At 58.6% G+C, this 24747-nt stretch carries 28 protein-coding genes; 10 read left to right on the top strand and 18 right to left on the bottom strand.

The window, feature by feature from the left end:
* Window positions 1-18 precede the first annotated feature (18 nt).
* Window positions 19-1221, bottom strand: a complete 1203-nt coding sequence (locus AC8GFP_RS06570) for an MFS transporter (RefSeq protein ID WP_506612297.1) — start codon at window positions 1219-1221, stop codon at window positions 19-21.
* Window positions 1222-1325: 104 nt separating this feature from the next.
* On the opposite strand from AC8GFP_RS06570, the gene radA reads away from it, so the two are divergent.
* From radA to uvrA, 6 genes are all read left to right on the top strand, one after another.
* Window positions 1326-2702 (top strand): DNA repair protein RadA, encoded by a 1377-nt coding sequence (radA, locus tag AC8GFP_RS06565; protein WP_506611481.1) that lies wholly within the window; start codon window positions 1326-1328, stop codon window positions 2700-2702.
* Between the two features lie 174 nt (window positions 2703-2876).
* A complete protein-coding gene (locus AC8GFP_RS06560) occupies window positions 2877-3344 on the top strand; it encodes a diheme cytochrome c (protein ID WP_506611480.1) in 468 nt (155 codons plus the stop codon).
* 4 nt (window positions 3345-3348) lie between these two features.
* Window positions 3349-3765: a glycerate kinase gene (locus AC8GFP_RS06555; protein ID WP_506611478.1), complete on the top strand. Its 417-nt coding sequence runs from the start codon at window positions 3349-3351 to the stop codon at window positions 3763-3765.
* A 40-nt stretch (window positions 3766-3805) separates the two neighbouring features.
* Window positions 3806-4744 carry a branched-chain amino acid transaminase gene (locus tag AC8GFP_RS06550; protein ID WP_506611477.1) on the top strand — a complete coding sequence of 313 codons (939 nt, stop codon included), beginning with the start codon at window positions 3806-3808 and terminating at the stop codon, window positions 4742-4744.
* A 1-nt stretch (window position 4745) separates the two neighbouring features.
* Window positions 4746-4943 carry a zinc-finger domain-containing protein gene (locus AC8GFP_RS06545; protein WP_506611475.1) on the top strand — a complete coding sequence of 66 codons (198 nt, stop codon included), beginning with the start codon at window positions 4746-4748 and terminating at the stop codon, window positions 4941-4943.
* A gap of 37 nt (window positions 4944-4980) precedes the next feature.
* Complete coding sequence (gene uvrA, locus AC8GFP_RS06540; protein ID WP_506611473.1) at window positions 4981-8043, top strand: excinuclease ABC subunit UvrA; 3063 nt, start codon at window positions 4981-4983, stop codon at window positions 8041-8043.
* Here uvrA and AC8GFP_RS06535 read toward each other — a convergent pair whose 3' ends face one another.
* From AC8GFP_RS06535 to AC8GFP_RS06510, 6 genes are all read right to left on the bottom strand, one after another.
* Window positions 8044-8394, bottom strand: coding sequence for a hypothetical protein (locus AC8GFP_RS06535; protein WP_506611471.1), 351 nt, complete (start codon window positions 8392-8394; stop codon window positions 8044-8046).
* Between the two features lie 133 nt (window positions 8395-8527).
* The gene (gene pyrF / locus AC8GFP_RS06530) at window positions 8528-9379 is read right to left on the bottom strand and encodes an orotidine-5'-phosphate decarboxylase (RefSeq protein WP_506611469.1); all 852 of its coding nucleotides are present in this window, start codon (window positions 9377-9379) and stop codon (window positions 8528-8530) included.
* Between the two features lie 58 nt (window positions 9380-9437).
* On the bottom strand, window positions 9438-10181 hold the full coding sequence (locus AC8GFP_RS06525) for a uracil-DNA glycosylase (RefSeq protein ID WP_506611467.1): 744 nt from the start codon (window positions 10179-10181) through the stop codon (window positions 9438-9440).
* 10 nt (window positions 10182-10191) lie between these two features.
* Window positions 10192-10635: a ribosomal protein S18-alanine N-acetyltransferase gene (gene rimI, locus AC8GFP_RS06520; RefSeq protein WP_506611465.1), complete on the bottom strand. Its 444-nt coding sequence runs from the start codon at window positions 10633-10635 to the stop codon at window positions 10192-10194.
* On the bottom strand, window positions 10632-11342 hold the full coding sequence (tsaB, locus tag AC8GFP_RS06515) for a tRNA (adenosine(37)-N6)-threonylcarbamoyltransferase complex dimerization subunit type 1 TsaB (RefSeq protein WP_506611463.1): 711 nt from the start codon (window positions 11340-11342) through the stop codon (window positions 10632-10634). Before tsaB ends, rimI begins: the two co-directional genes overlap by 4 nt.
* Window positions 11339-12313, bottom strand: coding sequence for a DMT family transporter (locus tag AC8GFP_RS06510; protein ID WP_506611461.1), 975 nt, complete (start codon window positions 12311-12313; stop codon window positions 11339-11341). The genes tsaB and AC8GFP_RS06510 overlap by 4 nt, the downstream gene beginning before the upstream one ends.
* Before the next feature lie 120 nt (window positions 12314-12433).
* On the opposite strand from AC8GFP_RS06510, the gene dacB reads away from it, so the two are divergent.
* Window positions 12434-13807 (top strand): D-alanyl-D-alanine carboxypeptidase/D-alanyl-D-alanine endopeptidase, encoded by a 1374-nt coding sequence (gene dacB / locus AC8GFP_RS06505; protein ID WP_506611459.1) that lies wholly within the window; start codon window positions 12434-12436, stop codon window positions 13805-13807.
* Window positions 13808-13811: 4 nt separating this feature from the next.
* On the opposite strand, the gene AC8GFP_RS06500 is transcribed toward dacB, so the two are convergent.
* From AC8GFP_RS06500 to purE, 3 genes are read right to left on the bottom strand one after another with little or no spacing between them, the layout of a single operon-like run.
* Window positions 13812-14816 carry an L-threonylcarbamoyladenylate synthase gene (locus tag AC8GFP_RS06500; RefSeq protein WP_506611457.1) on the bottom strand — a complete coding sequence of 335 codons (1005 nt, stop codon included), beginning with the start codon at window positions 14814-14816 and terminating at the stop codon, window positions 13812-13814.
* Entirely contained in the window at window positions 14810-15997 is a 1188-nt protein-coding gene (locus AC8GFP_RS06495) for a 5-(carboxyamino)imidazole ribonucleotide synthase (protein WP_506611455.1), read from the bottom strand. The genes AC8GFP_RS06500 and AC8GFP_RS06495 overlap by 7 nt, the downstream gene beginning before the upstream one ends.
* On the bottom strand, window positions 15994-16488 hold the full coding sequence (purE, locus tag AC8GFP_RS06490) for a 5-(carboxyamino)imidazole ribonucleotide mutase (protein WP_506611453.1): 495 nt from the start codon (window positions 16486-16488) through the stop codon (window positions 15994-15996). Before purE ends, AC8GFP_RS06495 begins: the two co-directional genes overlap by 4 nt.
* Before the next feature lie 110 nt (window positions 16489-16598).
* Here purE and trxA point away from each other — a divergent pair, with 110 nt between their 5' ends.
* Entirely contained in the window at window positions 16599-17555 is a 957-nt protein-coding gene (gene trxA, locus AC8GFP_RS06485) for a thioredoxin (RefSeq protein WP_506611451.1), read from the top strand.
* A gap of 15 nt (window positions 17556-17570) precedes the next feature.
* On the opposite strand, the gene AC8GFP_RS06480 is transcribed toward trxA, so the two are convergent.
* The 7 genes from AC8GFP_RS06480 to pyk all read right to left on the bottom strand — a co-directional run bounded on the left by AC8GFP_RS06480 (window position 17571) and on the right by pyk (window position 22555).
* Entirely contained in the window at window positions 17571-17834 is a 264-nt protein-coding gene (locus AC8GFP_RS06480; protein WP_506611448.1) for a BrnA antitoxin family protein, read from the bottom strand.
* A 19-nt stretch (window positions 17835-17853) separates the two neighbouring features.
* Entirely contained in the window at window positions 17854-18138 is a 285-nt protein-coding gene (locus tag AC8GFP_RS06475; protein ID WP_506611446.1) for a BrnT family toxin, read from the bottom strand.
* 204 nt (window positions 18139-18342) lie between these two features.
* Window positions 18343-19239, bottom strand: coding sequence for a phosphoribosylaminoimidazolesuccinocarboxamide synthase (locus AC8GFP_RS06470; RefSeq protein ID WP_506611444.1), 897 nt, complete (start codon window positions 19237-19239; stop codon window positions 18343-18345).
* A gap of 41 nt (window positions 19240-19280) precedes the next feature.
* Complete coding sequence (vapC, locus tag AC8GFP_RS06465) at window positions 19281-19688, bottom strand: type II toxin-antitoxin system VapC family toxin (protein ID WP_506611442.1); 408 nt, start codon at window positions 19686-19688, stop codon at window positions 19281-19283.
* Complete coding sequence (locus tag AC8GFP_RS06460) at window positions 19685-19957, bottom strand: type II toxin-antitoxin system VapB family antitoxin (protein WP_506611440.1); 273 nt, start codon at window positions 19955-19957, stop codon at window positions 19685-19687. Before AC8GFP_RS06460 ends, vapC begins: the two co-directional genes overlap by 4 nt.
* A gap of 72 nt (window positions 19958-20029) precedes the next feature.
* Window positions 20030-21094: a class II fructose-bisphosphate aldolase gene (gene fba, locus AC8GFP_RS06455; protein WP_506611438.1), complete on the bottom strand. Its 1065-nt coding sequence runs from the start codon at window positions 21092-21094 to the stop codon at window positions 20030-20032.
* Window positions 21095-21121: 27 nt separating this feature from the next.
* Window positions 21122-22555: a pyruvate kinase gene (gene pyk, locus AC8GFP_RS06450; RefSeq protein ID WP_506611436.1), complete on the bottom strand. Its 1434-nt coding sequence runs from the start codon at window positions 22553-22555 to the stop codon at window positions 21122-21124.
* Window positions 22556-22701: 146 nt separating this feature from the next.
* Here pyk and AC8GFP_RS06445 point away from each other — a divergent pair, with 146 nt between their 5' ends.
* The gene (locus AC8GFP_RS06445; protein ID WP_506611434.1) at window positions 22702-23361 is read left to right on the top strand and encodes a Crp/Fnr family transcriptional regulator; all 660 of its coding nucleotides are present in this window, start codon (window positions 22702-22704) and stop codon (window positions 23359-23361) included.
* 116 nt (window positions 23362-23477) lie between these two features.
* Complete coding sequence (locus AC8GFP_RS06440; protein ID WP_506611432.1) at window positions 23478-24569, top strand: fatty acid desaturase; 1092 nt, start codon at window positions 23478-23480, stop codon at window positions 24567-24569.
* 70 nt (window positions 24570-24639) lie between these two features.
* Here AC8GFP_RS06440 and AC8GFP_RS06435 read toward each other — a convergent pair.
* Window positions 24640-24747: IS3 family transposase (locus AC8GFP_RS06435; RefSeq protein WP_506612295.1), on the bottom strand; the 108-nt coding region annotated here is incomplete at its 5' end.

Genomic DNA, 24747 nt, shown 5'->3' with positions numbered 1-24747 from the left:
TATGCGGGCAGCTGGCCTTCAGCGACTGTGTGCTGTGACCGCGCCGATTGGTGATTTGTGCACGTAATGGGTGCCCCAAGCCACCAGCAGCCAAACCAGCATCAGGCCGGTGCTGGCCGCAAACACGCCCATGGCGCCGACCGACTTGAGCAACAAACCACCCAAGGCGCCGCCGGCAAAAATGCCCAAGGACTGCAAGGTGTTGTAAACGCCCAAGGCCGCGCCGCGCGAGCCCATTGGCGCCAGCCTGGAAGCCAAGCTGGGTTGGCTGGCTTCCAACACATTGAAGCCGCAGAAAAACAAAAACAGCAACAAACCCAACACCCAAAGCTGGGGTTGCCCCAACGTCATCCAGCCCCAAGCGGCTTGCACCAGCATCACCAAGCCGATGCTGCACAAAAAGAGCGGGCGCAATTGGCCACGCCGCTCCATGGGAAAAAGCGTCAAACCCATCACCACGAAGGACAGCAAAACCGCAGGCAAATACACCCAGCCGTGGTCGTCTTGGGGCACACCGGCTTGGATCAGCAGGGCGGGAATCGCCACCCAAGAGGCCAATTGCACGGCGTACAAAGCGAACACACCAAAATTCAATCGGATCAAATCGGGGTGCACCAGCAAGCCCCACAGGCTGTGTTTGGATTCAGAGGCGTCGGGCAGGGCGGGCTCGGGGGGCGTCCAAAAACGCACGATCAATACACCGGCCAAGGCCATCCAAAAGGTCACCGCAAAAATGGCTGGCAGGCCGCCCCAGCCCGACAGCAAGGGGCCCAAGACCAGGCTGAGCGCGAACATCAGGCCAATGCTGGCACCCACCAATGCGGTGCCTTTGGTGCGCACTTCGTCGCGGGTTTGGTCGGCCAGCAAGGCCGTGACCGCCGCAGAAATAGCCCCACCGCCTTGCAAGCCGCGGCCCCAGGCCAAGCCGGTGACGCTGGTGGCCAGCGCACCCACCACGCTGCCCAAGGCCAACAGGGCCAGACCCATGTAAATGACTCGCTTGCGACCAATGCGGTCGGCGGCCATGCCAAAAGGAATTTGAAGCAGCGCTTGCACCAGACCATAGACACCCATGGCCAAACCAACGCTGGACAGGTCGGACCCGCCTTCGTACTGGCGTGCTTCGAGCATGAACACGGGCATCACCATGAACAGGCCCAACATGCGCAGCGCGTAAATGCTGGCCAAAGAGAAAGCCGAGCGGCGTTCGTCGGCAGTCATGCGCTCGGGGGGCGCGGCGGTGGAGGGGGTGTGGTCTGACAAAACAGCTTTGCGAAGGTGAACAGCGCACATTGTCGCCCAAGCCCCAGCCGTATCATCCTCGGATGGCCAAAGACAAAACCCTTTTCAGCTGCAGCGACTGTGGCGGCACCAGCCCCAAATGGCTGGGCAAATGCCCCCACTGCGGCGCTTGGAACACCTTGGTCGAGTCGGTGGTCAGCGACAGCAGCGCCAGCAAAAACCGCTACAGCGAACGCGCAGGCTTGGCCCCCGCCTCGGCCGTCATGGCCCTGAGTGCCATCGAAGCGCAGGACATGCAACGCACCCCCACCGGGCAAGATGAACTGGACCGGGTCTTGGGCGGCGGCATGGTGGAGGGCGGCGTGGTGTTGATTGGCGGCGACCCTGGCATTGGCAAGTCCACCTTGCTGCTGCAAGCCTTGGATGGTTTGCAGCGCAGCGGCCAACACACCTTGTATGTCACCGGTGAAGAGTCGGGCGCCCAAGTGGCTTTGCGGGCGCGGCGTTTGGGCCTGGACCACAGCCAAGTGAATGTGCTGGCCGAAACCCAGCTGGAAAAAATCATCGCCACCTTGCAAGCCCAGTCGCCACAAGTGGCGGTGATTGACTCGATTCAAACCGTGTACTCCGACCAGCTCACCAGCGCCCCGGGCTCGGTGGCCCAAGTGCGTGAATGCGCCGCCCACCTGACCCGCTTGGCCAAATCCAGTGGCACCACCGTGGTCTTGGTCGGCCATGTCACCAAAGAAGGTGCTTTGGCAGGCCCTCGGGTTCTCGAGCACATGGTGGACACGGTGTTGTACTTTGAAGGCGACACGCATTCAAGCTATCGGCTGGTGCGGGCCATCAAAAACCGCTTTGGTGCGGTGAATGAAATTGGCGTGTTCGCCATGACCGAAAAAGGCTTGAAAGGCGTCAGCAACCCCAGTGCCATTTTCTTGAGCCAGCATTCCGAACCGGTGCCTGGCAGTTGCGTCATGGTGACGCTGGAAGGCACACGGCCTTTGCTGGTGGAAATCCAAGCACTGGTTGACAGTGGCGGCCCCAGCCCTCGCCGCTTGAGTGTGGGCCTCGATCGGGACCGCTTGGCCATGTTGTTGGCCGTGCTGCACCGCCATGCTGGCGTGGCGTGCATGGACCAAGACGTGTTTGTGAATGCCGTGGGCGGTGTGCGCATCAGCGAACCCGCTGCCGACTTGGCGGTGATGCTCGCCATCCAAAGCAGCTTGCGTGGCAAGCCGCTGCCGCGCGGCTTTTTGGCGTTTGGCGAGGTGGGCTTGGCCGGTGAAGTGCGGCCTGCACCGCGCGGCCAAGAACGATTGAAAGAAGCCGCCAAGCTGGGTTTCAGCGTGGCCCTGATTCCCAAAGCCAATATGCCGAAAAAGCCCATCGAGGGCCTCACCATCCATGCGGTCGAGCGCGTGGACGAGGCGGTGGCGGTGCTGCGACAACTCGATTAAGGTCAGCCGCACAAGCGCTCAGTCGCCAAAAAGGCTCAGGGGCTTGAGGCTCAGTCAATCAGCCGACGGGTGTGCCATGTCTGGCATCAGCATTCAGCCGCTTTCTTGTTTTGCATCAAGGCAAAGCGTCGGCCAAGCTTCAAGAATGGAACTTCCATCTTCAAGGGAGCATTCATGACCAACACCAAACAATGGGCGATAGGCGCGGCAAGCTTGCTGATGGGCTTGGCCCATGCGCAAGTGCGTGTGCCCATGCCCGCCTTCACGCCCTACACCCAGCAGTGCAATGTGTGCCACTTCGCGTATCCCCCTGGCATGTTGCCCGCAGCCTCGTGGAAAAAACTGATGGACGCCATGCCTCAGCATTTCACAAGCCAGGTGATGATCAACATCGATACCCAGGAAGAGATTTCCAACTGGCTGCAAGCCCATGCCAGCACATTCCCGTTGGTGGCCGAAGAGCCGCCGCAACAACGCATCACCCAATCCGCTTGGTGGACCAAGATCCACATGAACAACCCCAAGGTATCAGCCGCCGTTTGGAAAAAACCGTCGGTCAGCAATGGCGCGTCTTGCGTCACCTGCCATCAAGCTGCGGCCAATGGCGAGTACAACGCCAAGACGGCGAGGGTGCCAAAATGAGGCCATGAACTGGCGCAACCTATGGATACCCTTCGCCCTGGCGGGGCTCTTGTATTTGTCCTTCCGAGCCTTTGGCTGGTGGGGCTTTTCATTGGTGGCCAGCGGCATTGTTTTTTGGCTGCTGCAGCACACCAGCCGTTTGCTGTTGAGTCTTCAGCGAGCCGCCGATCAGCCCATGGGCACCGTGCTCAACGCGGTGATGTTCCATGCCCAGTTGCACAACGGTTTGCGTTTGCTCCAAGTGCTGTCTTTGGCCGGCAGCTTGGGCCGTTTGGATTCACCTCAAGGCCAACAGCCCGAGGTGTTTGTTTGGCGGGACGAGGCGGGGAGCGAAGTGCAATGCAGCTTTCAAGAAGGCCGCTTGATGGATTGGGTCTTGAGCCGTCACCCCGAGGAAGAGGACAAAGTGGCTGGCGCTTAGAATCGCCGGTCTCCATTTGTGCTTCCCCGAAAGGATTTTCATGAGCGCCCTGCCCCCTCCCATGCACGACCGTGACGGCAAAATTTGGATGGACGGCGTGCTGGTCGACTGGCGTGACGCGAAGATCCATGTCCTCAGCCACACCCTGCACTACGGCTGCGGCGCTTTCGAGGGTGTGCGTGCCTACGACACGGCCCAAGGCACCGCCATCTTCCGTTTGCAAGAACACACCGAGCGCTTGTTCAACAGCGCCAAAATTTTGCGCATGAAAATCCCATTCACCCCTGAGCAGGTGAACGACGCCCAATGCACCGTGGTGCGGGAAAACAATTTGAAAAGCGGCTATGTGCGCCCACTCACTTGGATCGGCTCACAAAAGCTGGGCGTGTCGCCCAAAGGCAACCAGATTCACCTGATGGTGGCCGCATGGACCTGGGGCGCGTATTTGGGTGAAGAAGGTCTGAAGCGCGGCATCCGCGTGAAAACCTCCAGCTACACGCGCCACCACGTGAACATCACCATGACCCAGGCCAAGGCGGTCAGCAATTACACCAACTCCATCTTGGCCAACATGGAAGCCCTGGACGACGGTTACGACGAGGCCTTGTTGTTGGACGCGTCCGGCTTTGTATCTGAAGGCGCGGGTGAAAACATTTTTGTGGTGAAAGGTGGCGTGATCTACACGCCCGACTTGTCGGCTGGCGCCTTGAACGGCATCACCCGCAACACCATCTTCCACATCGCCAAAGATTTGGGTCTCGAGATTGTGCAAAAGCGCATCACCCGTGACGAGGTGTACATCGCCGACGAAGCTTTCTTCACCGGCACCGCTGCAGAAGTGACACCTATTCGCGAATTGGACCGCATTGAGATTGGCATCGGCAGCCGCGGCCCGATCACCGAAAAAATCCAAAGCGCCTTCTTTGACATCGTCAATGGCCGCAATCCCAAGTACGCCCATTGGCTGACCAAGGTTTGACATGAAAACCATCGAGTTGCTGGCCAAAGACTTGAACAGCCACGGCGGCGTGTTCTGCCCCAGCCCCAAGGCGGACATGCAGTTGTGGAACACCCACCCCAAAGTGTTCCTCGACCTCTCGCATGAAGGCCATGCCAAGTGCCCTTATTGCAGCACCGAGTACCGCTTGAAGGAGGGTGAGCATGTGGCGGGGCACTGAGTCCACAAAGGCTGCTTGACAGCGCCCTTCTGAGCCGATGGCATTTTGCCAATCGGGCTTGTTGGAAACCCAGCTTGACTATGATGGCAGGTTGCCCATCGATACCACCAACGCTGTGAACTCACCCCAAGACGCCAATTACCTGTCACATCACCTTGCAGGACGAGGCGCGTTCGGCCAGATCAGCATTCGTGGAGCTCGCACCCACAACCTGAAGAATATTGACATCGACATCCCACGCAACCAACTGGTGGTCATCACCGGGTTGTCGGGGTCGGGCAAGTCCAGTTTGGCGTTTGACACGCTGTATGCCGAAGGGCAGCGGCGCTATGTGGAAAGTTTGTCGGCCTATGCACGGCAGTTTTTACAGCGCATGGACAAGCCCGATGTTGATTTGATCGAAGGCTTGTCGCCAGCCATTGCCATCGAGCAAAAAGCCACCAGCCACAACCCGCGTTCAACGGTCGGCACGGTCACTGAAATCCACGATTACCTGCGTTTGTTGTTTGCCCGTGCTGGCACGCCGCATTGCCCTGAGCACGGTGTGCCCTTGCAGTCTTCCAGCGTGGCGCAAATGGTGGATGCGGTCTTGGCCATGCCGCCAGAAACCCGCATCATGGTGATGGCCCCAGTGGCGCGTGAACGCAAAGGCGAGTTCGCCGAGGTGTTCACCCAAATGCAGGCCCAGGGCTTTGTGCGTTTTCGCATCGATGGCAATGTTGTTGAGTTGGCGGACTTGCCTACCCTTGAGAAAAAAGAAAAGCACGACATCGATGTGGTGGTTGATCGGCTCAAGGTGCGACCAGACATGGCCACCCGTTTGGCCGAGAGCTTGGAAACCGCGTTGCGCCTGGCCGATGGCCGCGCCGTGGTGCTGGACTTGGACAGCCAAACCGAGCGGGCTTTCAATGCGCGTTTTGCCTGTCCGCATTGCAATTACGCCATCGGCGAACTCGAGCCACGTTTGTTCTCTTTCAACTCGCCCTTGGGGGCCTGCCCGGCGTGTGAAGGCTTGGGCGAGCAAACTTTTTTCGACCCCGCCCGCATCGTCGCCTTCCCCAGCATCAGCTTGGCCAGTGGTGCCATCAAGGGCTGGGACAAGCGCAACGCTTATTACTTCGCCATGCTGCAAAGCTTGGCCAAGCACTATGGCTTTGATTTGGAAACGCCGTTTGAAAATCTGCCTGAAGCAATTCAAAACGTGCTGTTGTTTGGCTCGGGCGAGGAAGAAATCAAGTTCAGCTATGTGCTGGAATCCGGTGCCAAAGCAGGGCGCAAAACCAGCAAACTGCATCCGTTTGAAGGCATCGTCAACAACATGACGCGCCGATTCCGCGACACCGACTCGGCGCTGGTGCGCGAAGAGTTGTCGCGCTACCGTGGCCACCGGCCCTGTTTGGAATGTGAAGGCACCCGACTGCGTGTGGAAGCACGGCATGTGCGTTTGGGCGAAGGCTTGTCAGCCCGCACCTTGCACGATGTGAGCCACATCACCTTGGCCGAATGCCAAGCGTATTTCCAAGACCTGCATTTGCAAGGCAACAAGGCCGATATTGGCGACAAGGTGATTCGTGAAATTGCAAACCGTTTGAAATTCCTCAATGATGTCGGCCTCACTTATTTGAGTTTGTCACGCAGTGCAGACACTTTGTCCGGCGGCGAAGCGCAGCGCATTCGCTTGGCCTCGCAAATCGGTTCGGGCCTGACAGGCGTCATGTATGTGTTGGACGAGCCCAGTATCGGTTTGCACCAACGCGACAATGACCGATTGATCGACACCCTGAAACATTTGCGCGACATTGGCAACAGTGTGTTGGTGGTCGAGCATGACGAAGACATGATCCGCGCCGCCGACCATTGCTTGGACATGGGGCCGGGTGCGGGTGTGCATGGCGGTCGTGTCATGGCACAGGGCACACCGGCTGATATTGAAGCCAACCCCAACTCCTTGACGGGGCGCTACATGTCGGGCGCCTTGCAAATTGCGGTGCCCAAAAAGCGGCGCTCTTGGCTTTTGCAACAACCCGCCATCCCACAAGCTGCACCCAGCAAAAACGTGTTTGGTGCCATGCCTGTCGCGCCAACTTCAAACAGCGCCAAGCAATCCCTGACCATTTTAGGTGCACGTGGCAACAACTTGAAGCACGTGGACGCTGAATTCCCTGTGGGCCTGCTCACCTGTGTCACGGGCGTGTCGGGCTCGGGCAAATCCACCTTGGTGAACGACACTTTGTACGCCGCAGCAGCGCGGCAAATTCACCGTGCCCATGAAGAACCCGCAGCGCATGACGACATCTTGGGGCTGTACAACTTCGACAAAGTCATCAACGTGGACCAGTCCCCGATTGGGCGCACGCCACGTTCCAACCCGGCCACTTACACCGGCTTGTTCACGCCCTTGCGCGAGTTGATGGCCGAGGTGCCGATGGCCCGCGAACGCGGCTATGGCGCCGGTCGTTTTTCCTTCAACGTGGAAGGTGGTCGTTGCACCGCCTGCCAAGGCGACGGCATGGTGAAAGTGGAAATGCACTTCTTGCCCGATGTCTATGTGCCTTGCGATGTTTGTCACGGCGAGCGCTACAACCGCGAAACCTTGGAGGTGCAGTACAAGGGCAAAAACATCGCGCACATATTGAACATGACGGTGGAAGATGCGCTGGCGTTTTTTGGCGCCGTGCCCAACTTGGCACGCAAGCTGCAAACCTTGATGGAAGTGGGCTTGGGTTACATCCGGTTGGGCCAAGCGGCCACCACCTTGAGTGGCGGCGAGGCGCAGCGCGTGAAATTGGCCCTGGAGCTGTCGCGCAGAGACACTGGTCGCACGCTCTACATCTTGGACGAGCCCACCACCGGCTTGCATTTCGCCGACATCAATTTGTTATTGAAGGTGTTGCACCAGTTGGTGGAGGCGGGCAACACCATCGTCGTCATCGAGCACAATCTGGACGTGATCAAAACCGCCGACTGGGTGATCGACATGGGCCCCGAAGGTGGCAGTGGCGGCGGCCAAGTGGTGGCCGTCGGCACACCCGAAGATATGGCGGCCAACCCGGCCAGCATGACCGGGCGTTACTTGAAACGCTTGTTGACTGAACGCTGATCAGTTGACGGTCTCATAGACCGAGGCGGCGGCATCGGCCAGCTCGTCAATGATGGCGTAGGCTTGGTTTGTGGGCACCAAAAACTTGGTGCGGCGGTTGTTGCCTTCAAAGGTCAATTCAATCAAGCCTTGGTTCAGCAGGTCGTTGATTTTGCGGTGCAGCATGGCGGGCGAACCGATGTGAGCCAAGTTCATGGCCTGGGTCACGTTCATGGATGAGCCTGCATGGTGGGCCATGGCCACACGCATCAGCAACAACTGGGCATTGATGTCGGGTAGCACCTCGTGGTGTCGATCTTCAACTGCATTGACTCTAGCGATCAATTCAAAAAACCCGGCTCTGTTTGACATGGAAAACTCTAATAGTTACCCTCAAACCATAGCTTAAATGGCCGCGCCGCGCATTAGTCCACCAGATAAATTGGCTTTTAAAGTAGCAGGGTTTTTAAAATAAAAACTGTTTTCAAAAGATATTTGATTTGTGTCAAACAAAGTTGGCCGCCTGCGCCACAGCCAATGCGTCCCGGGTCTGCAAAGCAGCCATTCTTGCCGCGTGTGAAAAATCCGGGCCATCAGAGGCATACAACACCGCGCGTGAAGAGTTGACGATGATGTTGCCACTCACCTGACCATTCGTCGCACGCAAACCTGCTTTCACGGTGGCTGCGGCATCACCGCCTTGCGCACCCACGCCTGGGATCAACAAAGGCAGCGTCGGTGCCAGTGCCCGAACCCGCTCAATCTCTGCTGGGTAGGTGGCGCCCACCACCAAACCCAATTGACCATTCAAATTCCATGGCCCTTGCGCCAAGCGTGCAATGTGTTCATAAAGCAAGGGTTGACCTTCAACCGAAGCCAATCGTTGGTTTTGAAAATCGTCGCCCCCCGGGTTGGACGTGCGGCACAACAAGAACGCAGCTTTGCCGTGGTATTTCAAATAGGGCGCGACAGAATCAAAGCCCATGAAGGGCGACAGTGTGACCGCATCTGTACCATAGCGCTCAAAGGCTTCCACGGCATATTGCGCCGCTGTGGAGCCAATGTCCCCACGCTTGGCATCCAAAATCACCGGCACATGCGGCGCCACAGCTCGAATGTGAGCGATCAATTGCTCCAACTGGTCCTCTGCGCGGTGCGCCGCGAAGTACGCGATTTGCGGCTTGAATGCACACACCAAGTCGTGTGTCGCGTCCACAATCTGGGCGCAAAAATCAAAAATGCGTTGGCTGTCGCCGCGCCAATGCTGTGGGAATTGGCTGGGCTCAGGGTCCAAGCCCACGCACAGCAGAGATTGTTGGCGGTGGCTCGCGTGTTGCAGCATGTCGGTGAAGTTCATGCGTCAGATTGTAGGCAGGGGCTGTTCTGGGTTGCAGTTGCCAAGCTGCGCAGAGGCACTAAGCGCTGATGGGACGCACTTGCTGCAGGGCCAAGATCAAATCCGCCCAAGCCTTGCCCTTGTCCGACGGACTGCGCAACAAATAAGCCGGGTGGTAACTCACCACCAGCGGGCGGCCTGAAACCTGGTGCACCTGGCCGCGCAATTTACCCAAGGGTTGACTGGCCGCATCGCCCAAGCTGTCTTGCAACAATGTTTGTGCGGCCAAGCGACCCAGGGCCAAGATCACTTTGGGCTGTAACAGTGCAATTTGCCGTTGCAAAAAAGCGCTGCATTGTTTGATTTCATCAGCGGTCGGCTTGCGATTGTCCGGCGGATGGCATTTCACGGCGCTGGTGATCACCAAAGAAGCTGGGTTTGCAACGTCGGTTTTGCGTGACAAACCCATGGCTTGCAGCATCGCGTCGAACAACAAACCTTCTTCGCCCACAAAGGCCTCGCCCGCCAAGTCCTCGGCATCGGTGGGGGCGTCGCCAACGATCAGCCAATCCGCAGGACCTTGAACGACAGAACCACTGGCAAACAAACTGTGGTGACGACCTTGGCACAGACCACAGGCTTGGCAGCTCGCAGCGGCCTCTTTCAAGGTCGCCCAATCCTTGTCGGCCAAACCGTCGGGCAAGGGCGACAAAGGCAGATCAGGTGTCTGGATCTCAGCAGCGGGTGTCGGTATCGGTGCCCACACACGCACACCCATTTCGGCCAGCATGGCGCGTTGCCGAGGATCGAGTGGAGCGTTCATGGCGGCAACCTTACCACTGCAAAGACATGACCACCGCGTCCTCGCGTCGTCCCATGTGCACAGGGTAGTAGTCTCGGCGCAAACCCTCGGTGGTGAAACCATGGGCTTGATACACCTGAATGGCCCGCAGGTTACTGGCCCGCACTTCCAACCACAGATTGTGGGCACCGCGTTCAATGCTCCAGTCACGCAAATGCTGCAACAGCATCCGCGCCCAACCTTGGCGCTGGAAATCTGGCGCCACGGTGAGGTTGAGCAAATGCACTTCGTCGACACCGCGCATCGCTACCAGGTAAGCAGCGATCTGGTCTTGTTCAAGCCACAAAGGCAAGTGGTAGCCCGAAGCGATGGAGTCGATGAAGTTGCCATGCGTCCACGGGTGCGAATAGGCTGACTGCTCGACGCGCAGCACATCAGGCAGATGGTGTGCTTGCATGGCCACAGGAGATTTCATGCCGCAGCAGCTTTCAAAGCCAAGCGCTCGGCCGTGGTGAGCGCGACTTGATCGCGCACATAAACGGGAAGTGCTTGATCAGCATCCACGGCGTCGCCGCGAAGCCACGCCGCATGGGCCAATCGCAGCATGGGCGTGGCTTGCGGCCAAAGCGCGGCCTTCAGTGCTTGAGAGGTGTGTAAGTGTTGCAGGCCGTCTTGTAAATCTGGAGAAGTCAATGCATTGCCAGCGATGACACATGTTGACGGCGTCCAGCCATCAGGCAATGCCACAGCCGCAGGATAGAGCAATTGCGGTGCTTGAACGCAATGCCATTGCGCGTCTTGCCATTCATACGCCGCCGCATACACCTGTTGCATGCGCGCATCCATCAACACCAATACCCGTTCAGAACTTGTGCGAGCTGCTTCAGCCACGCACAGCAAGGTGTCGATGGGCAGCACCGGCAAATCTGCGCCCAGGGCCAAACCTTGTGCCACGGCACAGGCGGTGCGCAAACCCGTGAAAGCCCCGGGGCCGCGACCGAAGGCGATAGCGTTCAAATCTGGCAAGGACAGGTTCGCTTGCTGCAATAAATCCATGACGGCGGGAATCAGCGCGGCCGAAGACTGTGCGCCGCCTGCGCCTTCAAAGGCCCAGATGTGCCCGTCGTTTTGCACGGCCAACGACAGCCGCTCGGTGCTGGTCTCAATCGCCAAGAACTTCATGCTTTGGCTAACACCGCGGGTGCCTTTTGCACACCGAACAAAATGCCGCCGGTCACCAGAGACAGGCCCAACAGCAAGTGCCAGCCCAGCGGTTCACCTAAAAACACCACCGCACCCAAGGCCGACAAGCCGGGCACCAAGGAGGTGATCATGGTCGAGCGCACAGGCCCATAGTGGCGGATCATTTGCGTGAAGGTGATGCCCGAAATGACCACCGAACCGCCGCCTTGAAACAGCGCCTGCCACAAGACTTCTGAGACAGGCGCGGTGAACAAATGACTGGGCACAACTTGTAGCCAAGCCAACACGGTGTACAGCGGCACAAAACTGAAAAACGCAAAGCAAGTGATGGCGATGGTGGCGGGGATGGCTTGCAGGTTGAAGCGACGGCTCAGCACGCTGTAGGTGGACCAGCAAAAACTGGCGCACAAAAACAAAACATCGCCCAGCCACAAGCTGCCACCATCAAACGCATGCAACATGCTGCTGCCGCCCACCAACATCCCGCCGCTGATGATGAGGGCCAAACCCATCAACCGGTTGCCATGCAAGCGCTCGCCTAACAAAGCCAGCGCCAACAAACTTGTCCACACTGGCAAAAACCCAGGCATCAAGACCGAGCCATGGGCCGCAGGTGCAAAGAAAAAGCCGCTGTAGGCGAACATCGAATAACTCAAACCTCCAAACAGACCCACGATCACGGTGGTTCGAAAGGGCAGCGGCGAGAGTCCGCCGAAAGAACCAGAGGGCCGGTCAGGTGTTTGGCGATTCAGCCACCAAGCCCAAGGCAGCAACACGATGCTGGCGCCCATGATGCGTGCCCAGGCAATGTCCAGCGGTAGCAAATGCCCCGAGGCCGAGGCACGTGCAATGACGATGAAGGCGCTCCAAATAGAGACTGTGATGACCGCGGCCAACAGGCCGATGGTTTGCGGGGGTAATTGCCGCAGGCGTTGAATGAGAGCTGGCATCCGTGGATTATCCGTGGCAAGCGCCAAGCACAGTTTCATAATCGGGTCATGACACCAACGCCGACCTCACCCCATTTCGCTTGCAAGCCCAATGCAATCAAGACAAGCCGTTTTGTCGGCATGGTCTTATCGCTCTTGTGTGGGCTAGGTGCCGCCCAGGGTCAAACCAGTTTGCCACCCGCCGTTGAAGACGCTTTACAACGCGCCAAGTTGCCGCGGGACGCGCTCAGCGTGGTGGTGTGGCCGGTGGCTGCGCCCGGCACGCCGCGCTTGCAACACCAGGCCGATGTACCGCGCAACCCAGCATCGCTCATGAAGTTGGTCACCACCAGTGCGGCGCTGGACATGTTGGGCCCGGCCTTCACTTGGCGCACCCCGGTGTATTTGGAGGGGCAGTTGCGCGGCGATGTGTGGCACGGACAGGTTTATTTGCAAGGCAGTGGCGACCCCAAGCTGGGGGTGGAGCAACTTTGGTTGCTGTTGCGCCGCTTGCAAGGCCTGGGCATTCGGCAGATTCAAGGCGACATCGTGCTCGACCGCAGCTTGTTTGCATTGCCGCCGCACGACCCGGCGAGTTTTGATGGCGAACCCCTGCGCCCCTACAACGCCGCACCAGATGCGCTGCTGCTGAACTACAAGTCGCTGATGTTTCACTTCGTGCCCGACCCGGCGCACAAAGTGGCGCGGGTGCATTGGGAGCCCCCGCTGGCTGGGGTGCAATTGCAAGCCAGTGTGCCCTTGATGGGAGGTGACTGCGCCGATTACCGCGCCAGTTTGAAGCCCGAGTTTGGCAACCCCTTGAGCATTCGATTCATGGGTGGATTTCCAGCCAGCTGCAGCGACAAACTCTGGCCTGTGGCGTATGCCGACCCTGATCAATTTGCGTCCCGCGCGGTGTTGGGTATGTGGCAACAACTCGGCGGTCAACTCAGTGGCAGCGTGCGCGATGGCAGCGTCCCCACAGCCTTGAAGCCGGTGTTTTTTGCAGAGTCCGCCACGTTGGGCGAGGTGGTGCGCGACATCAACAAGTTCAGCAACAACGTCATGGCCGATCAGTTGTTCTTGACTCTGGCCGCGCACAAACGCGGTCAAGCCACACCCCTTGCGGCCAAAGAGGTGATGGAGGTGTGGTGGCGTGACCGCATCGGCGGCGAACCACCCTTGATCGACAAGGGCTCAGGCTTGAGCCGGGAAATGCGTATCAGCGCCCACACCTTGGCGCGTTTGCTGCAATGGACCTGGTTGCAGTCCTTCATGCCAGAACTGATGGCCTCACTGCCGCTCACCGGCGTGGACGGCACCCTCAAGCGCAGCAAAAGCAGCGCCAGTGCCCACCTGAAAACCGGCAGTTTGCGCGACAGCATGGGCATTGCGGGCTATGTGGACGGACAAAACGGCCAGCGCTTTGTGCTGGTGGCCATGCTGAACCACCCGAACGCGAACCAAGGCAGGCCGGTGATGGACGCCTTGATCGACTGGGCGGCTGGGCGCTGACACTTCACTTCAAAGCCGCTGCCCGCTGCAACCTGTCCCGCACACCATCCCAGGCCTCGCCCTCAGGCGGCGTCTCGACCCAAATCTCTTGCACACCTTTGGCATCCATGGCCCGCAGCTGCGCAAACAATTCATGGGCGCACTGCGCTGCATCCGAGGGCATCTTCACCCACCAAACACCCGCAGGCACATCCAACACAGAGCGGGTCCACAACGCCACTTGCACCGCCACTCGTGGCAAGCGGGACAGCATCTCATCAGCCGACAGCAATCGCAGCCGCGCACGCGGTGCATAGTGCGACGCCAAGCTGCCCGGTGCTGCGGGGGTTTGTTCGTTCAAGGCATCAGCAGAAGTTGCTGACGTGGTTTCAAGACTGGTTGAATTCAACACGGCCACACCACAGGCTTGAGAGAGCTGCGACAAGCTCAGCATGCCCGGGCGCAACAACACCGGCGCACCACGGCTGCAATCGACGATGGTGGATTCGATGCCCACATCACACGCGCCGCCATCCAACACCAAGAGCGATGGAAATGCTTCGCGCACATGCGCGGCTGTGGTGGGGCTGACGCTGCCAAACAGATTCGCGCTGGGGGCCGCCACACCTTGAACGCCCAAGCTTTGTGCCGCTTGCAACACCGCTTGCGCCATCGGGTGTGCAGGGCAGCGCAGCGCAATGGTTTGGTGGCCACCGGCAGCAGCATCGGCCACACCGCTTTTTTTCGGCAAGATCAGCGTCAGAGGACCGGGCCAAAACGCCGTCATCAAGTGCACGGCAAATTCAGGGACATCCTGCGCAAACAAAGCCACTTGCGCCGCATCGACCACATGCACGATGAGCGGGTGATCTGCGGGTCGGCCTTTGGCTTGAAAAATAGCACTTACAGCTTGCGGGTTCAAAGCATCAGCTGCCAGGCCATAGACCGTTTCAGTGGGCAAACCAATCAAGCCGCCTTGTGACAACACGTGGGCGGCTTGCAGCACCGCATCCGATGAAGTTTTCACCACGCAGCCATACCCAAGATGGCGGCGGCTTGCAGGGCCACTTGCTTGGCCGCTTCGGGCGTGGCGGCCGTGACCGCGAGGTGGCCCATCTTGCGACCTTCGCGTGCTTGGGTTTTGCCATACAGGTGCAAATGCACACCAGGCAAAGCCAACACGCGCGGCCAAGGCGGCTCAATGGCTTGGTCACCTTGTGCAAACCACAAGTCGCCCAACAGGTTCAGCATGACGCTGGGGCTGTGCAAGCGTGGCTGTACCAATGGCAAACCGGCCATGCAACGCACCTGCAATTCAAACTGCGACACATCGCAACTGTTGATGCTGTGGTGTCCGCTGTTGTGAGGGCGCGGTGCAATTTCGTTCACCACCAGTGGGCCCAAGGCCTCACGTTCAGGGCCGTCTTGCAGCAAGAAAAACTCGACGCACAGCACACCCACATAGTTCAAGCCGCGCGCCACCTCATGGGCCGCTTTCAAGGCTTGTTGTTCGGTGGCGGCAGGCAAGGCGTTTGCAAACACCTCGGTCACTGCCAAGATGCCGTCTCGGTGCAAATTCACCTGCACCGGCAAGTGCACCATCTGACCATCAAAGCCCCGCGCCAACACCACAGAACATTCTGCGGCCAAGGGCAGGCGTTTTTCCAAAATGCACACAGCGGGGCCAGCGCTTTGCAGCTGCTTCCATGCGGCGGGCAAGTCAGCAAGCGACGTCACCCGCACCTGACCTTTGCCGTCATAGCCCAAGCGTGTGGTTTTCAAAATGCCGGGACATAAAGCTGGGGACACCGAAACCAAGTCGGCTTCACTGTGCAGCACTGCATGCGGGGCCACAGGCACACCGCAAGCCACAAAGTGTGCTTTTTCTTTTGCACGGTCTTGCGCCACCGCCACCGGCTGGGCACCCGGTGCGCAAGGCAAGCTCAAGCCCAATTGGCGCAAGGCTTCAGCAGGCACATTTTCAAACTCGGTGGTGATGGCCTGGCATTGCGCGGCCATCTGTTGCAAGGCCACAGGGTCGAGGTAATCGGCCGCCACATGAAGATGACTGACCAAGCCTCCCGGGCTGTGTGCATCGGGGTCAAGGACAGCGGTGCGGTAGCCCAAAGCTTGTGCCGCGTGGCTCCACATGCGGCCCAATTGACCGCCACCCAACACGCCCAAGGTGGCGCCTGGCAACAAGGTTTTCAAAGTGCAGGCGGCACGGTCATGGCACGTGCGGCGTCGGTTTGTTGTTGGCGAAACGCTTGCAGCGCTTGCTGCAGTTTGGGGTTGTCATGCGCCAACAGGGCCACTGCGAACAAGGCCGCGTTGGCCGCGCCTGCTGCACCAATTGCGAAGGTGGCCACTGGAATTCCTTTGGGCATTTGCACGATGCTGTGCAAGGAGTCCACGCCTTGCAAATGCTTGCTGGCCACCGGCACGCCCAACACGGGCACCGTGGTTTTAGCGGCCAACATGCCTGGCAAATGCGCCGCACCGCCAGCCCCCGCGATGATGGCTCTGAGGCCGCGTCCGTGCGCGGCTTCGGCATAGGCAAACATGTCGTCGGGCATGCGGTGCGCTGACACCACCCGGGCCTCAAAACCAATGCCGAAGTCTTGCAAGATCTGGGTGGCATGTTGCATGGTGTCCCAGTCAGAGCTGGAGCCCATGACCACACCGACAAGAATGGGGTTCATGATGAAGAGGCAGTGAACTGCGGGTAAGCTTATGCGTTGACAGAATGCCAAGGCTCGTTTGAGCTTTGGCGTGTTGGTGAGCTGATTTTATTCCCCTGGAACCGACCCCCATGATTGATGTGACCGTTGCCAATTTTGAAGCCGAAGTGATTGCCGCTTCCACCCAAGTGCCTGTGTTGGTGGATTTTTGGGCACCGTGGTGCGGCCCGTGCAAATCCTTAGGCCCCATCTTGGAAAAACTGGAAGTGGAATACGCAGGCCGCTTCAAGTTGGTGAAGATCAACTCGGATGACGAGCAGCAACTCTCGCAAGCTTTTGGCATCCGCAGCATCCCCACCTGCGTTTTGCTCAAAGACGGCAAGCCCGCCGATGGTTTCATGGGTGCTTTGCCCGAAGTCAAGGTGCGTGAATTTTTAGACAAGCACCTGCCCAGTGAGGGCGAGATGATCGCGCAAGAAGACCTGAGTGAAGCCGAAGCCTTGCTGGCGCAAGGCGACACCAGCACAGCGCTGGCCAAATTGCAAGAAGCCTTGGCCATGAACCCTGGCAACGATGACGCCCGTTTTGATTACATCAAGCTCTTGATGGCCATGGGCGAGTTGGACCAGGCCAAAGCCGCCTTGGCACCCGCGCTGGTGCAAATCCCGTTGCAGCTGCGTTTTGAAGCTTTGAAGCACTGGTGGGAAGCGCTGCACTTCGCCACCACCGACGAGCGTGCGCAATGGACCTTGGACCAATTCGATGCGCTGATTGAAAAGAACAAACGCGATTTCGACACCCGCTTGGCCAAGGCGCGTTTGTTGATGGCCTCAGCCGAATGGACCGCGGCCATGGACGAGTTGCTGGAAATTGTGATGCGCGACAAAACCTGGGCGGAAGAGGCTGCGCGTAAAAACATCGTGGCGATTTTGGAGTTGTTGACCCCGCCCAAGGCCAAAGGTGATCAGCCCGTGCCCGGCAAATCCGCCGGTGGCATTGAACTCACCGGCAAAGCCACGGCCCTGGAAGACCCGCAAGCCGAGTTGGTGTCCAAGTACCGCCGCCGTTTGAGCATGGCCTTGAACTGAGTCAAAGTATGGGCGTCAAAGACCTTTTCGAACCGCTTTGACCAACACAGCGTTGATGCGGGTTTGCCAACCCGGGCCTGTGGCTTTGAAAGCCTCCAACACATCAGCATCCACCCGCATATTCAAAGTGGGTCGCTTCACAACGGCGGCAGGCCGCCCACGCTTGATGCTTGCCGTTTGCCAAAAGGCATCCACCGCGGCCGGGTCATTCGGGTCGTACAAATCTGACGCGGCATCGCAGGGAATGCTTTGGGGCACTGCGGGCTTGCGTGGGCCCATAAGTCGAACAGGCTGAGTTTTAAGCTTTGTTTTTCCATTTGGCATACAGCAACCTTTCTTGTTTCGAAGCTGGACGTAAAGAGATGAGTCTGATTTGTGCAGACCGCTCGACGTAAACCAATATCAACACCAGCTGATGCACATCAGCAATATCCATCAAACGATCTTCGCCCACCCTGGCAGATGCGAGCGTCAATTTGTGGGGCGAAGTAAAAACCGCAATACCTTCGCGCAATGACAAACCATGTTTCAAGACGTTTCGACGGTCTTTGTCTGGATCAAAGATAAAGAAGTAAAGCGGCATTTATTGTAGGGGCAAAAATCAGAGTTCACCCGCGCTTGGATGGACATCCTTTGGAGGGAAAGATGTCTAGATTAAGCCGCCCGAAGTTTGCAGAGGTGAAGTACTGATCACTTTTTTGATGATCCAATCACCCACTCACCAAGAAAGGGCGCACATGGAAAAGCAATGAATCAAATCGGCGGCGTTGATAACCGCCTGAGCTGATTAATTCTTCAACCTCGCCCACGCCTCTTGGTATTTGTCCGCCGTGAGCGAAATCACCTCGGAAGGCAATGTGGGCGCAGGTGCTTGTTTGTTCCAAGCCGCGCCGTTCATTTGCGCGGTTTCCAACCAGTCGCGCAAATACTGTTTGTCAAAGCTCGGTGGGTTGGCGCCTTCTTGGTAGGCATCAGCGGGCCAGTAGCGTGACGAGTCGGGCGTTAACACCTCGTCCATCAGCACCAAGGTGCCCTCGGGGCTCAAGCCAAATTCAAACTTGGTGTCGGCGATCAAGATGCCTTTGGCCGCTGCAATGTCATAAGCCGCTTCATACAGGGCAATGCTGATGCTGCGGATGCGCTCGGCCAAGTCGGGGCCGATCATGGCCACCACTTGCTCAAAGCTGATGTTCTCGTCGTGCTCGCCCATCTCGGCTTTGGCGGCGGGCGTGAAGATCGGTTCGGGCAAGCGAGACGCATTCTTCAAACCCGCGGGCAGCGGCACGCCGCACACCGATTGGCTCTCTTGGTATTCCTTCCACCCGCTGCCCGCCAAATAGCCGCGCACCACGGCCTCTACTGGGATGGGTTTCAAGCGCCGCACCAGCATCGAGCGTTGCACCACGAAGGGTTTTTCGGCATCCGAGACCACGGTTTCGGGCGCGTCGCCGGTCAGGTGGTTGGGGCAAATGTGGCCAAGTTTGTCGAACCAAAACAGCGCCATTTGCGTGAGCAATGCGCCCTTGCCGGGGATGGGCTCGCCCATGACCACGTCAAACGCGCTGATGCGGTCCGAGGCCACCATCAGGATGCGGTCGTTGCCCACGGCGTAGTTATCGCGCACCTTGCCGCGAGCCAGCAAAGGAAGAGAGCCGAGGGTGTGGGTGTGCAGGGTGGGGTTCATGGGGCTGTTTTCAAAAAAGCATTGTCGGGCGAGGGCGGGGCTTACATCAATTGCAAAGCGGGTGCAATGCGTTGCAGGTGCACAAAGTCGGCGTCTCGCGCCAGCAAAGGCAACTCAGCTTCCAAAGCGCAGGCTGCCACCACACAGTCGGTCGGGTTGCGCACCGTCAAGCCTTGCCAACGGCACCGCGCATACAGCAAGGCCGCTTGCGCGTGCAAATGAGGCCAGTCTTCAGGCTCAAAGACATCGATGGCTTCGAGTGCCGTTTGCAAGGCCATGAAGTGGCTGGGCGAGCGTGCGCCTTGCAGCACTTCTTGTAACACCACGGCGGGCATCAGCACACCTTGCGGTGAACGCAAAGCGCTGGCCACGGCCAGGTCGTGCCGCGAGCCGGTGGCGCGCAAGTACTCGACCCAGGCCGAGGTGTCGATCAAGACAGGGTTGCTCACGGGCGTTTGGCCAGTCGCTTGGTCTTGGCAGGCGGCGCTTCAGCGGCCATCAAACTGAACCCAGAAGGCAGGGCGAAGGCTTCATTCGGGTCATAGTCGTCGGCCAGCACGCCGCTGCCGCGCAAGGCCGTGATGGCGCTGTAGTCGGGCTTGCGGATGAAGGCTTTGAGGGCGGCTTCGATGGCCGCTTTTTTGGTTTTGACGCCAGCGCGAAGCATGGCCTGGTGGACCAATTCGTCATCCAAAACAATGTTGGTGCGGGTTTCCATGGTGCTCCTCCTGTTCAAAGAGAAGGGGATTTTATACACATTTTTTGTGTATATGTCACCAAATCTTGGTGATCAGTGCACCAATTGCGCCAACAAACCTTGTTGGTATTTGGCCGCCATCATTTGCAAAGGCGTGCCCTTGATTTTGCTGCCTTGGCCTTCACAGCCGAACTCGAGGTAGCGCTGTTTGCAAATCGCTTTGGCGGCTTCGCGGGCGGGCTTGAGCCATTCGCGGGCGTCAAATTTCTCGGGGTTTTCGGCCAAGAATTGGCGCACCGCGGCGGTCATGGCCAAGCGGACATCGGTGTCGATGTTGATCTTGCGCACACCGTGTTTGATGGCTTCTTGAATCTCGCTCACCGGCACGCCGTAGGTTTCTTTCATCTTGCCGCCGAATTGGTTGATGCGTGCCAGCAGGTCTTGGGGCACGCTGCTCGAGCCGTGCATCACCAAATGCGTGTTGGGGATGCGGGCATGGATGGCTTTGACGCGGCTGATGGCCAACACGTCGCCGGTGGGCGGGCGCGTGAATTTATAGGCGCCGTGGCTGGTGCCAATGGCGATCGCCAAAGCATCGAGTTGCGTGGCTTGGACAAACTGCGCCGCCTCTTCGGGGTCGGTCAGCATTTGGCTGTGGTCGAGTTTGCCCACTGCGCCCACGCCGTCCTCTTCGCCCGCTTCGCCGGTTTCCAACGAGCCCAAGCAACCGAGTTCGCCTTCCACCGTGGCACCGATGGCATGGGCCATGGCCACCACTTTTTGTGTGACGCTCACGTTGTAGTCAAAGCTTGAAGGTGTTTGGCCGTCTTCCATGAGGGAGCCGTCCATCATCACCGAACCAAAACCCAGGTTCAGGGCGCCTTGGCAAATGGCGGGCGACGTGCCGTGGTCTTGGTGCATCACCAAAGGAATGTGGGGATAAGACTCGGTGGCCGCTTGAATCAGGTGTTTGATGAAGGGCTCGCCGGCGTATTTGCGTGCACCCGCGCTGGCTTGCAGGATGACGGGCGCACCCACTTCATCAGCCGCAGCCATGACGGCTTGCACTTGCTCGAGGTTGTTCACATTGAAAGCGGGGATGCCATAGCCGTTTTCGGCGGCATGGTCCAAGAGTTCGCGCATTGAAACTAAAGCCATGAAACAAGTCCTTGAAAACTAAAAAAATTAGACGACGCGGCTGATTTTCAGCATGTTGGTGCCGCCGGGTGAGCCCATCGGTTCACCACAGGTGATGGCATACACATCGCCGGCGTTGACGATGCCACGTTTTTTCAAATGCACTTCGGCCTGGGCCAAAGCGGCATCTCGATCGGTGCAAGTGTCCATCAGCAAAGCGTGCACATTGCGGTAGAGCGCCATGCGGCGTTGGGTGCGCTCGGTGGTGGTCAGGGCGTAAATGGGAATGTGGATGCGGTGGCGGCTCATCCACAAAGGCGTGGAGCCCGATTCAGTGAGGGCCACGATGGCCTTGGCGCCCAAATGGTGCGCGGTGAACAAGGCGCCCATGGCAATGGTTTGGTCGATGAACTGAAACTGCTTGCCGGTGAAGTCGGCGTCCAGCGCCACGTCTTCGGCCTCTTCGGCGGCTTTGCAAATCTGAGCCATTTGCAGCACTGTCTCCAAGGGGTATTTGCCAACAGCGGTTTCGGCACTCAGCATGACGGCGTCGGTGCCATCGAGCACGGCGTTGGCCACGTCACTCACCTCGGCGCGGGTGGGCACCGGGTTGGTGATCATGCTCTCCATCATTTGCGTGGCAGTGATCACCACTTTGTCCATCTCGCGGGCCATTTTGATCATGCGCTTTTGCAGCGCGGGCACGGCTGCGTTGCCCACCTCGACCGCCAAGTCGCCCCGCGCGACCATGATGCCGTCGCTGGCACGCAAAATGTCTTCCAAGTGGGGAATGGCTTCAAAGCGCTCGATCTTGGCAATCAGCCCGGGCTTGTGTTTGAACGGCTCGGCGGCCACGTTGCACAACTGGCGGGCCATTTCCATGTCGGTGGCGCTTTTCGGGAAACTCACCGCCACATAGTCGGCTTGAAAGGCCATGGCGGTTTTGATGTCCTCCATGTCTTTGCCCGTGAGGGCAGGTGCGGTCAGGCCACCGCCTTGTTTGTTGATGCCTTTGTTGTTGGAGAGTTCGCCGCCCATCTTCACCGTGGTGTGGACTTGCTCGCCTTTGACGGCGTCGACGGTGAGCACAATCAGTCCGTCATTGAGCAGCAGCAAGTCGCCAGCTTTCACATCGCGCGGCAATTCTTTGTAATCCAAGCCCACGCCTTGCAAATCGCCGGGCTCGGTGCGCGAGGCGTCCAGCACAAATTTGGCACCGTTTTCCAGCATGACTTTGCCCTGGGCGAATTTGCCGACGCGGATTTTGGGGCCCTGCAAATCGGCCATGATCGCCACCACCTTGCCGGCCCGCTTGGCCGCTTCGCGCACCAGGTTGGCACGGTCCACATGGTCTTGCGCTTGGCCGTGGCTGAAATTCAAGCGCACCACATTCACACCGGCTTTGATCATTTGCTCCAGTACCGCCAGATCGCTGGAAGCGGGGCCGAGGGTGGCAACGATTTTGGTGGCGTGCAGCGGCATGGAAGTCCTTGAAATGAGCCGCTATTGTCACACGCTGACAAGTCAGATTGGCTTGGTTGGGCGGGGTCGGTCAGCGCGAGTCGCACTCACGCATTGCGAAAGTGGGGCTGACACATGGCCAGGGTATCTGACACTAAAGTGCAGCCATGAACATCGACAGTTTCAGCTTTGACACCTTGATTCATGGCCAGCATCTGCCGGGCTTGCAAATGCTGGCGCGGCAAGGTCAAGTGCGCCATTACCGCAAAAGCACCTTGTTGATTCAGCAAGGCGACAGCGGCCATGTGCTTTATGTGGTGTTGAGTGGGCGGCTGCGGGAATATGCGCTTTCTGACGACAGCAAGCCGCGCGAAATCACCTTGGCCGTGGTGGGTGCCGGGCACTTGGTGGGTGCGCTGGCTTTGGATGAAGGGCCGCATTGCGCCAGCGTGGTCACTTTGACACCGGTGGTCTGCGCCGTGGTCAGCCGCGATGCCGCCTTGGCCGTGTTGCGCCACAACCCCGGGCTGGCACTGGATGTCTTGCAACTGGCCTTGCAGCGGGTGCGCATGGCCACCGAAACCACCCGGCTGGCCTTGTTTTCCGACGCCTACAGCCGACTCAGCGCCTTGTTGCAGCGCCAAGAGGCTGAACGCGAGGCTTGGTGTGCAGCCCCGGCCATGACCCACGCCCAGATGGCGCAGCACATTGGTTGCAGTCGGGAAATGGTCAGCCGTTTGCTGAAAGAGTTGGTCATGGGCGGCTATGTGGTGCGCGAGCCCGACAAGGTTTACCGGGTTCGCAAGCGATTGCCCGCCCGCTGGTAGGGGTTGGTCCCGGCGGGCCTCAACTGGCTACAATCGCCCCCACGGACTGAGAAAAACAACAAACTTGCTTTTCTTTGCGCATTACCCCTTTTTTGGTGCGCCAAAGCACCTGCTTTATGACCAACCTTGAACAACCCATTCCTATTGACGAACCCATGCCGCACCGCAAGGTGATCCGCGAGTGGCTGGTGCCTTTGTCTGACCGCGTCACGTTTGGCGCCATCGCCTTGCTGCTGATGGATTACGCCATTTGGGCCGGTTTTTTGGCCGGCACCGTGTTCTTTGAAGCCTGGTGGGCCAAATTGTTGTGCGCCGTGGCCATGGGTTTCACCATTGGCCGCTTGTTCATCATTGGCCATGACGCTTGCCACCAAAGCCTGACACCCCACCGCGGCCTGAACAAATGGCTGGGCCGCATTGCCTTCCTGCCCTCGCTCACCACTTACAGCTTGTGGGACATCGGCCACAACGTGGTGCACCACGGCTACACCAACCTCAAAGGTTTCGACTTTGTTTGGGCCCCGCTCACACAGGAAGAATTTGCCAAGCTGTCTTGGATGGGTCGTTTGTTGGACCGCATCTACCGCAGTGGCTGGGCACCCGGTCTGTACTACATGATTGAAATTTGGTGGAAAAAAATGGTCTTCCCCACCGCCAAAGAAATGCCCACTCGCCGCCCCATTTTTGTGCGCGACAGCTGGCTGATCACCGCCTTTGCCGCCTTGTGGATTGGCGGCATCGTTTTCGCCGCTTTGGCCACCAACCAGTCGGTGCTGTGGTTGCTGTTTTGCAGTTTTGTCGTGCCGTTCTTGTTCTGGTGCGGCATGATTGGCTTCGTGGTCTATGTGCACCACACCCATGTGAAAGTGTCTTGGCACGATGACCGCAGCGCTTGGGCCAAAGCCCAGCCCTTCGTGTCCACCACGGTGCACCTCACATTCCCACTGAAAATTGGCGCCCTGATGCACCACATCATGGAGCACACCGCCCACCATGTGGACATGAGCATTCCGCTGTACCGCTTGAAGCAAGCGCAAACCAAGCTGGAAACCTTGCTGCCCGGGCGCATCATCGTGCAGCCGTTCTCTTGGCGCTGGTATTTTCAAACCGCTCGCGACTGCAAGCTGTACGACTTCACCCGCCAGTGCTGGACCGACTACAAAGGCCGCGCCACCAGCACACCACCGGCTGGCTTGACGGCGGCTTAAAGTCCCTCACCCAACCAAAAAAGCCCCGCGTTGAACTGACCCCAATTAGTTGGACAGTTGAAACGGGCGGTTAACCCAAAGATGGCTGAGTTCTGTATTGCACAGGACTCAGCCCTTTTAATTTGCTCCTGATGCGCTCGTGGTTGTAGTAATGAATGTACTGTCGCAATCCATCTTC

The organism is Limnohabitans simekii (SeqCode) (assembly GCF_965234735.1).
In the GTDB taxonomy this organism is placed as follows: Bacteria; Pseudomonadota; Gammaproteobacteria; order Burkholderiales; family Burkholderiaceae_C; genus Limnohabitans; species Limnohabitans simekii.
Note: the sequence above shows the minus strand (reverse complement) of the source record. Positions and strands in the feature narration are given on the sequence as shown.

Bases quoted from the DNA above. Each gene is read 5' to 3' on its own strand.
- AC8GFP_RS06570 (WP_506612297.1), bottom strand. From the start codon at position 1,221: ATGACTGCCGACGAACGCCGCTCGGCTTTCTCTTTGGCCAGCATTTAC.
- radA (WP_506611481.1), top strand. From the start codon at position 1,326: ATGGCCAAAGACAAAACCCTTTTCAGCTGCAGCGACTGTGGCGGCACC.
- AC8GFP_RS06560 (WP_506611480.1), top strand. From the start codon at position 2,877: ATGACCAACACCAAACAATGGGCGATAGGCGCGGCAAGCTTGCTGATG.
- AC8GFP_RS06555 (WP_506611478.1), top strand. From the start codon at position 3,349: ATGAACTGGCGCAACCTATGGATACCCTTCGCCCTGGCGGGGCTCTTG.
- AC8GFP_RS06550 (WP_506611477.1), top strand. From the start codon at position 3,806: ATGAGCGCCCTGCCCCCTCCCATGCACGACCGTGACGGCAAAATTTGG.
- AC8GFP_RS06545 (WP_506611475.1), top strand. From the start codon at position 4,746: ATGAAAACCATCGAGTTGCTGGCCAAAGACTTGAACAGCCACGGCGGC.
- uvrA (WP_506611473.1), top strand. From the start codon at position 4,981: ATGGCATTTTGCCAATCGGGCTTGTTGGAAACCCAGCTTGACTATGAT.
- AC8GFP_RS06535 (WP_506611471.1), bottom strand. From the start codon at position 8,394: ATGTCAAACAGAGCCGGGTTTTTTGAATTGATCGCTAGAGTCAATGCA.
- pyrF (WP_506611469.1), bottom strand. From the start codon at position 9,379: ATGAACTTCACCGACATGCTGCAACACGCGAGCCACCGCCAACAATCT.
- AC8GFP_RS06525 (WP_506611467.1), bottom strand. From the start codon at position 10,181: ATGAACGCTCCACTCGATCCTCGGCAACGCGCCATGCTGGCCGAAATG.
- rimI (WP_506611465.1), bottom strand. From the start codon at position 10,635: ATGAAATCTCCTGTGGCCATGCAAGCACACCATCTGCCTGATGTGCTG.
- tsaB (WP_506611463.1), bottom strand. From the start codon at position 11,342: ATGAAGTTCTTGGCGATTGAGACCAGCACCGAGCGGCTGTCGTTGGCC.
- AC8GFP_RS06510 (WP_506611461.1), bottom strand. From the start codon at position 12,313: ATGCCAGCTCTCATTCAACGCCTGCGGCAATTACCCCCGCAAACCATC.
- dacB (WP_506611459.1), top strand. From the start codon at position 12,434: ATGGTCTTATCGCTCTTGTGTGGGCTAGGTGCCGCCCAGGGTCAAACC.
- purE (WP_506611453.1), bottom strand. From the start codon at position 16,488: ATGAACCCCATTCTTGTCGGTGTGGTCATGGGCTCCAGCTCTGACTGG.
- trxA (WP_506611451.1), top strand. From the start codon at position 16,599: ATGATTGATGTGACCGTTGCCAATTTTGAAGCCGAAGTGATTGCCGCT.
- AC8GFP_RS06480 (WP_506611448.1), bottom strand. From the start codon at position 17,834: ATGGGCCCACGCAAGCCCGCAGTGCCCCAAAGCATTCCCTGCGATGCC.
- AC8GFP_RS06475 (WP_506611446.1), bottom strand. From the start codon at position 18,138: ATGCCGCTTTACTTCTTTATCTTTGATCCAGACAAAGACCGTCGAAAC.
- AC8GFP_RS06470 (WP_506611444.1), bottom strand. From the start codon at position 19,239: ATGAACCCCACCCTGCACACCCACACCCTCGGCTCTCTTCCTTTGCTG.
- AC8GFP_RS06460 (WP_506611440.1), bottom strand. From the start codon at position 19,957: ATGGAAACCCGCACCAACATTGTTTTGGATGACGAATTGGTCCACCAG.
- fba (WP_506611438.1), bottom strand. From the start codon at position 21,094: ATGGCTTTAGTTTCAATGCGCGAACTCTTGGACCATGCCGCCGAAAAC.
- pyk (WP_506611436.1), bottom strand. From the start codon at position 22,555: ATGCCGCTGCACGCCACCAAAATCGTTGCCACCCTCGGCCCCGCTTCC.
- AC8GFP_RS06445 (WP_506611434.1), top strand. From the start codon at position 22,702: ATGAACATCGACAGTTTCAGCTTTGACACCTTGATTCATGGCCAGCAT.
- AC8GFP_RS06440 (WP_506611432.1), top strand. From the start codon at position 23,478: ATGACCAACCTTGAACAACCCATTCCTATTGACGAACCCATGCCGCAC.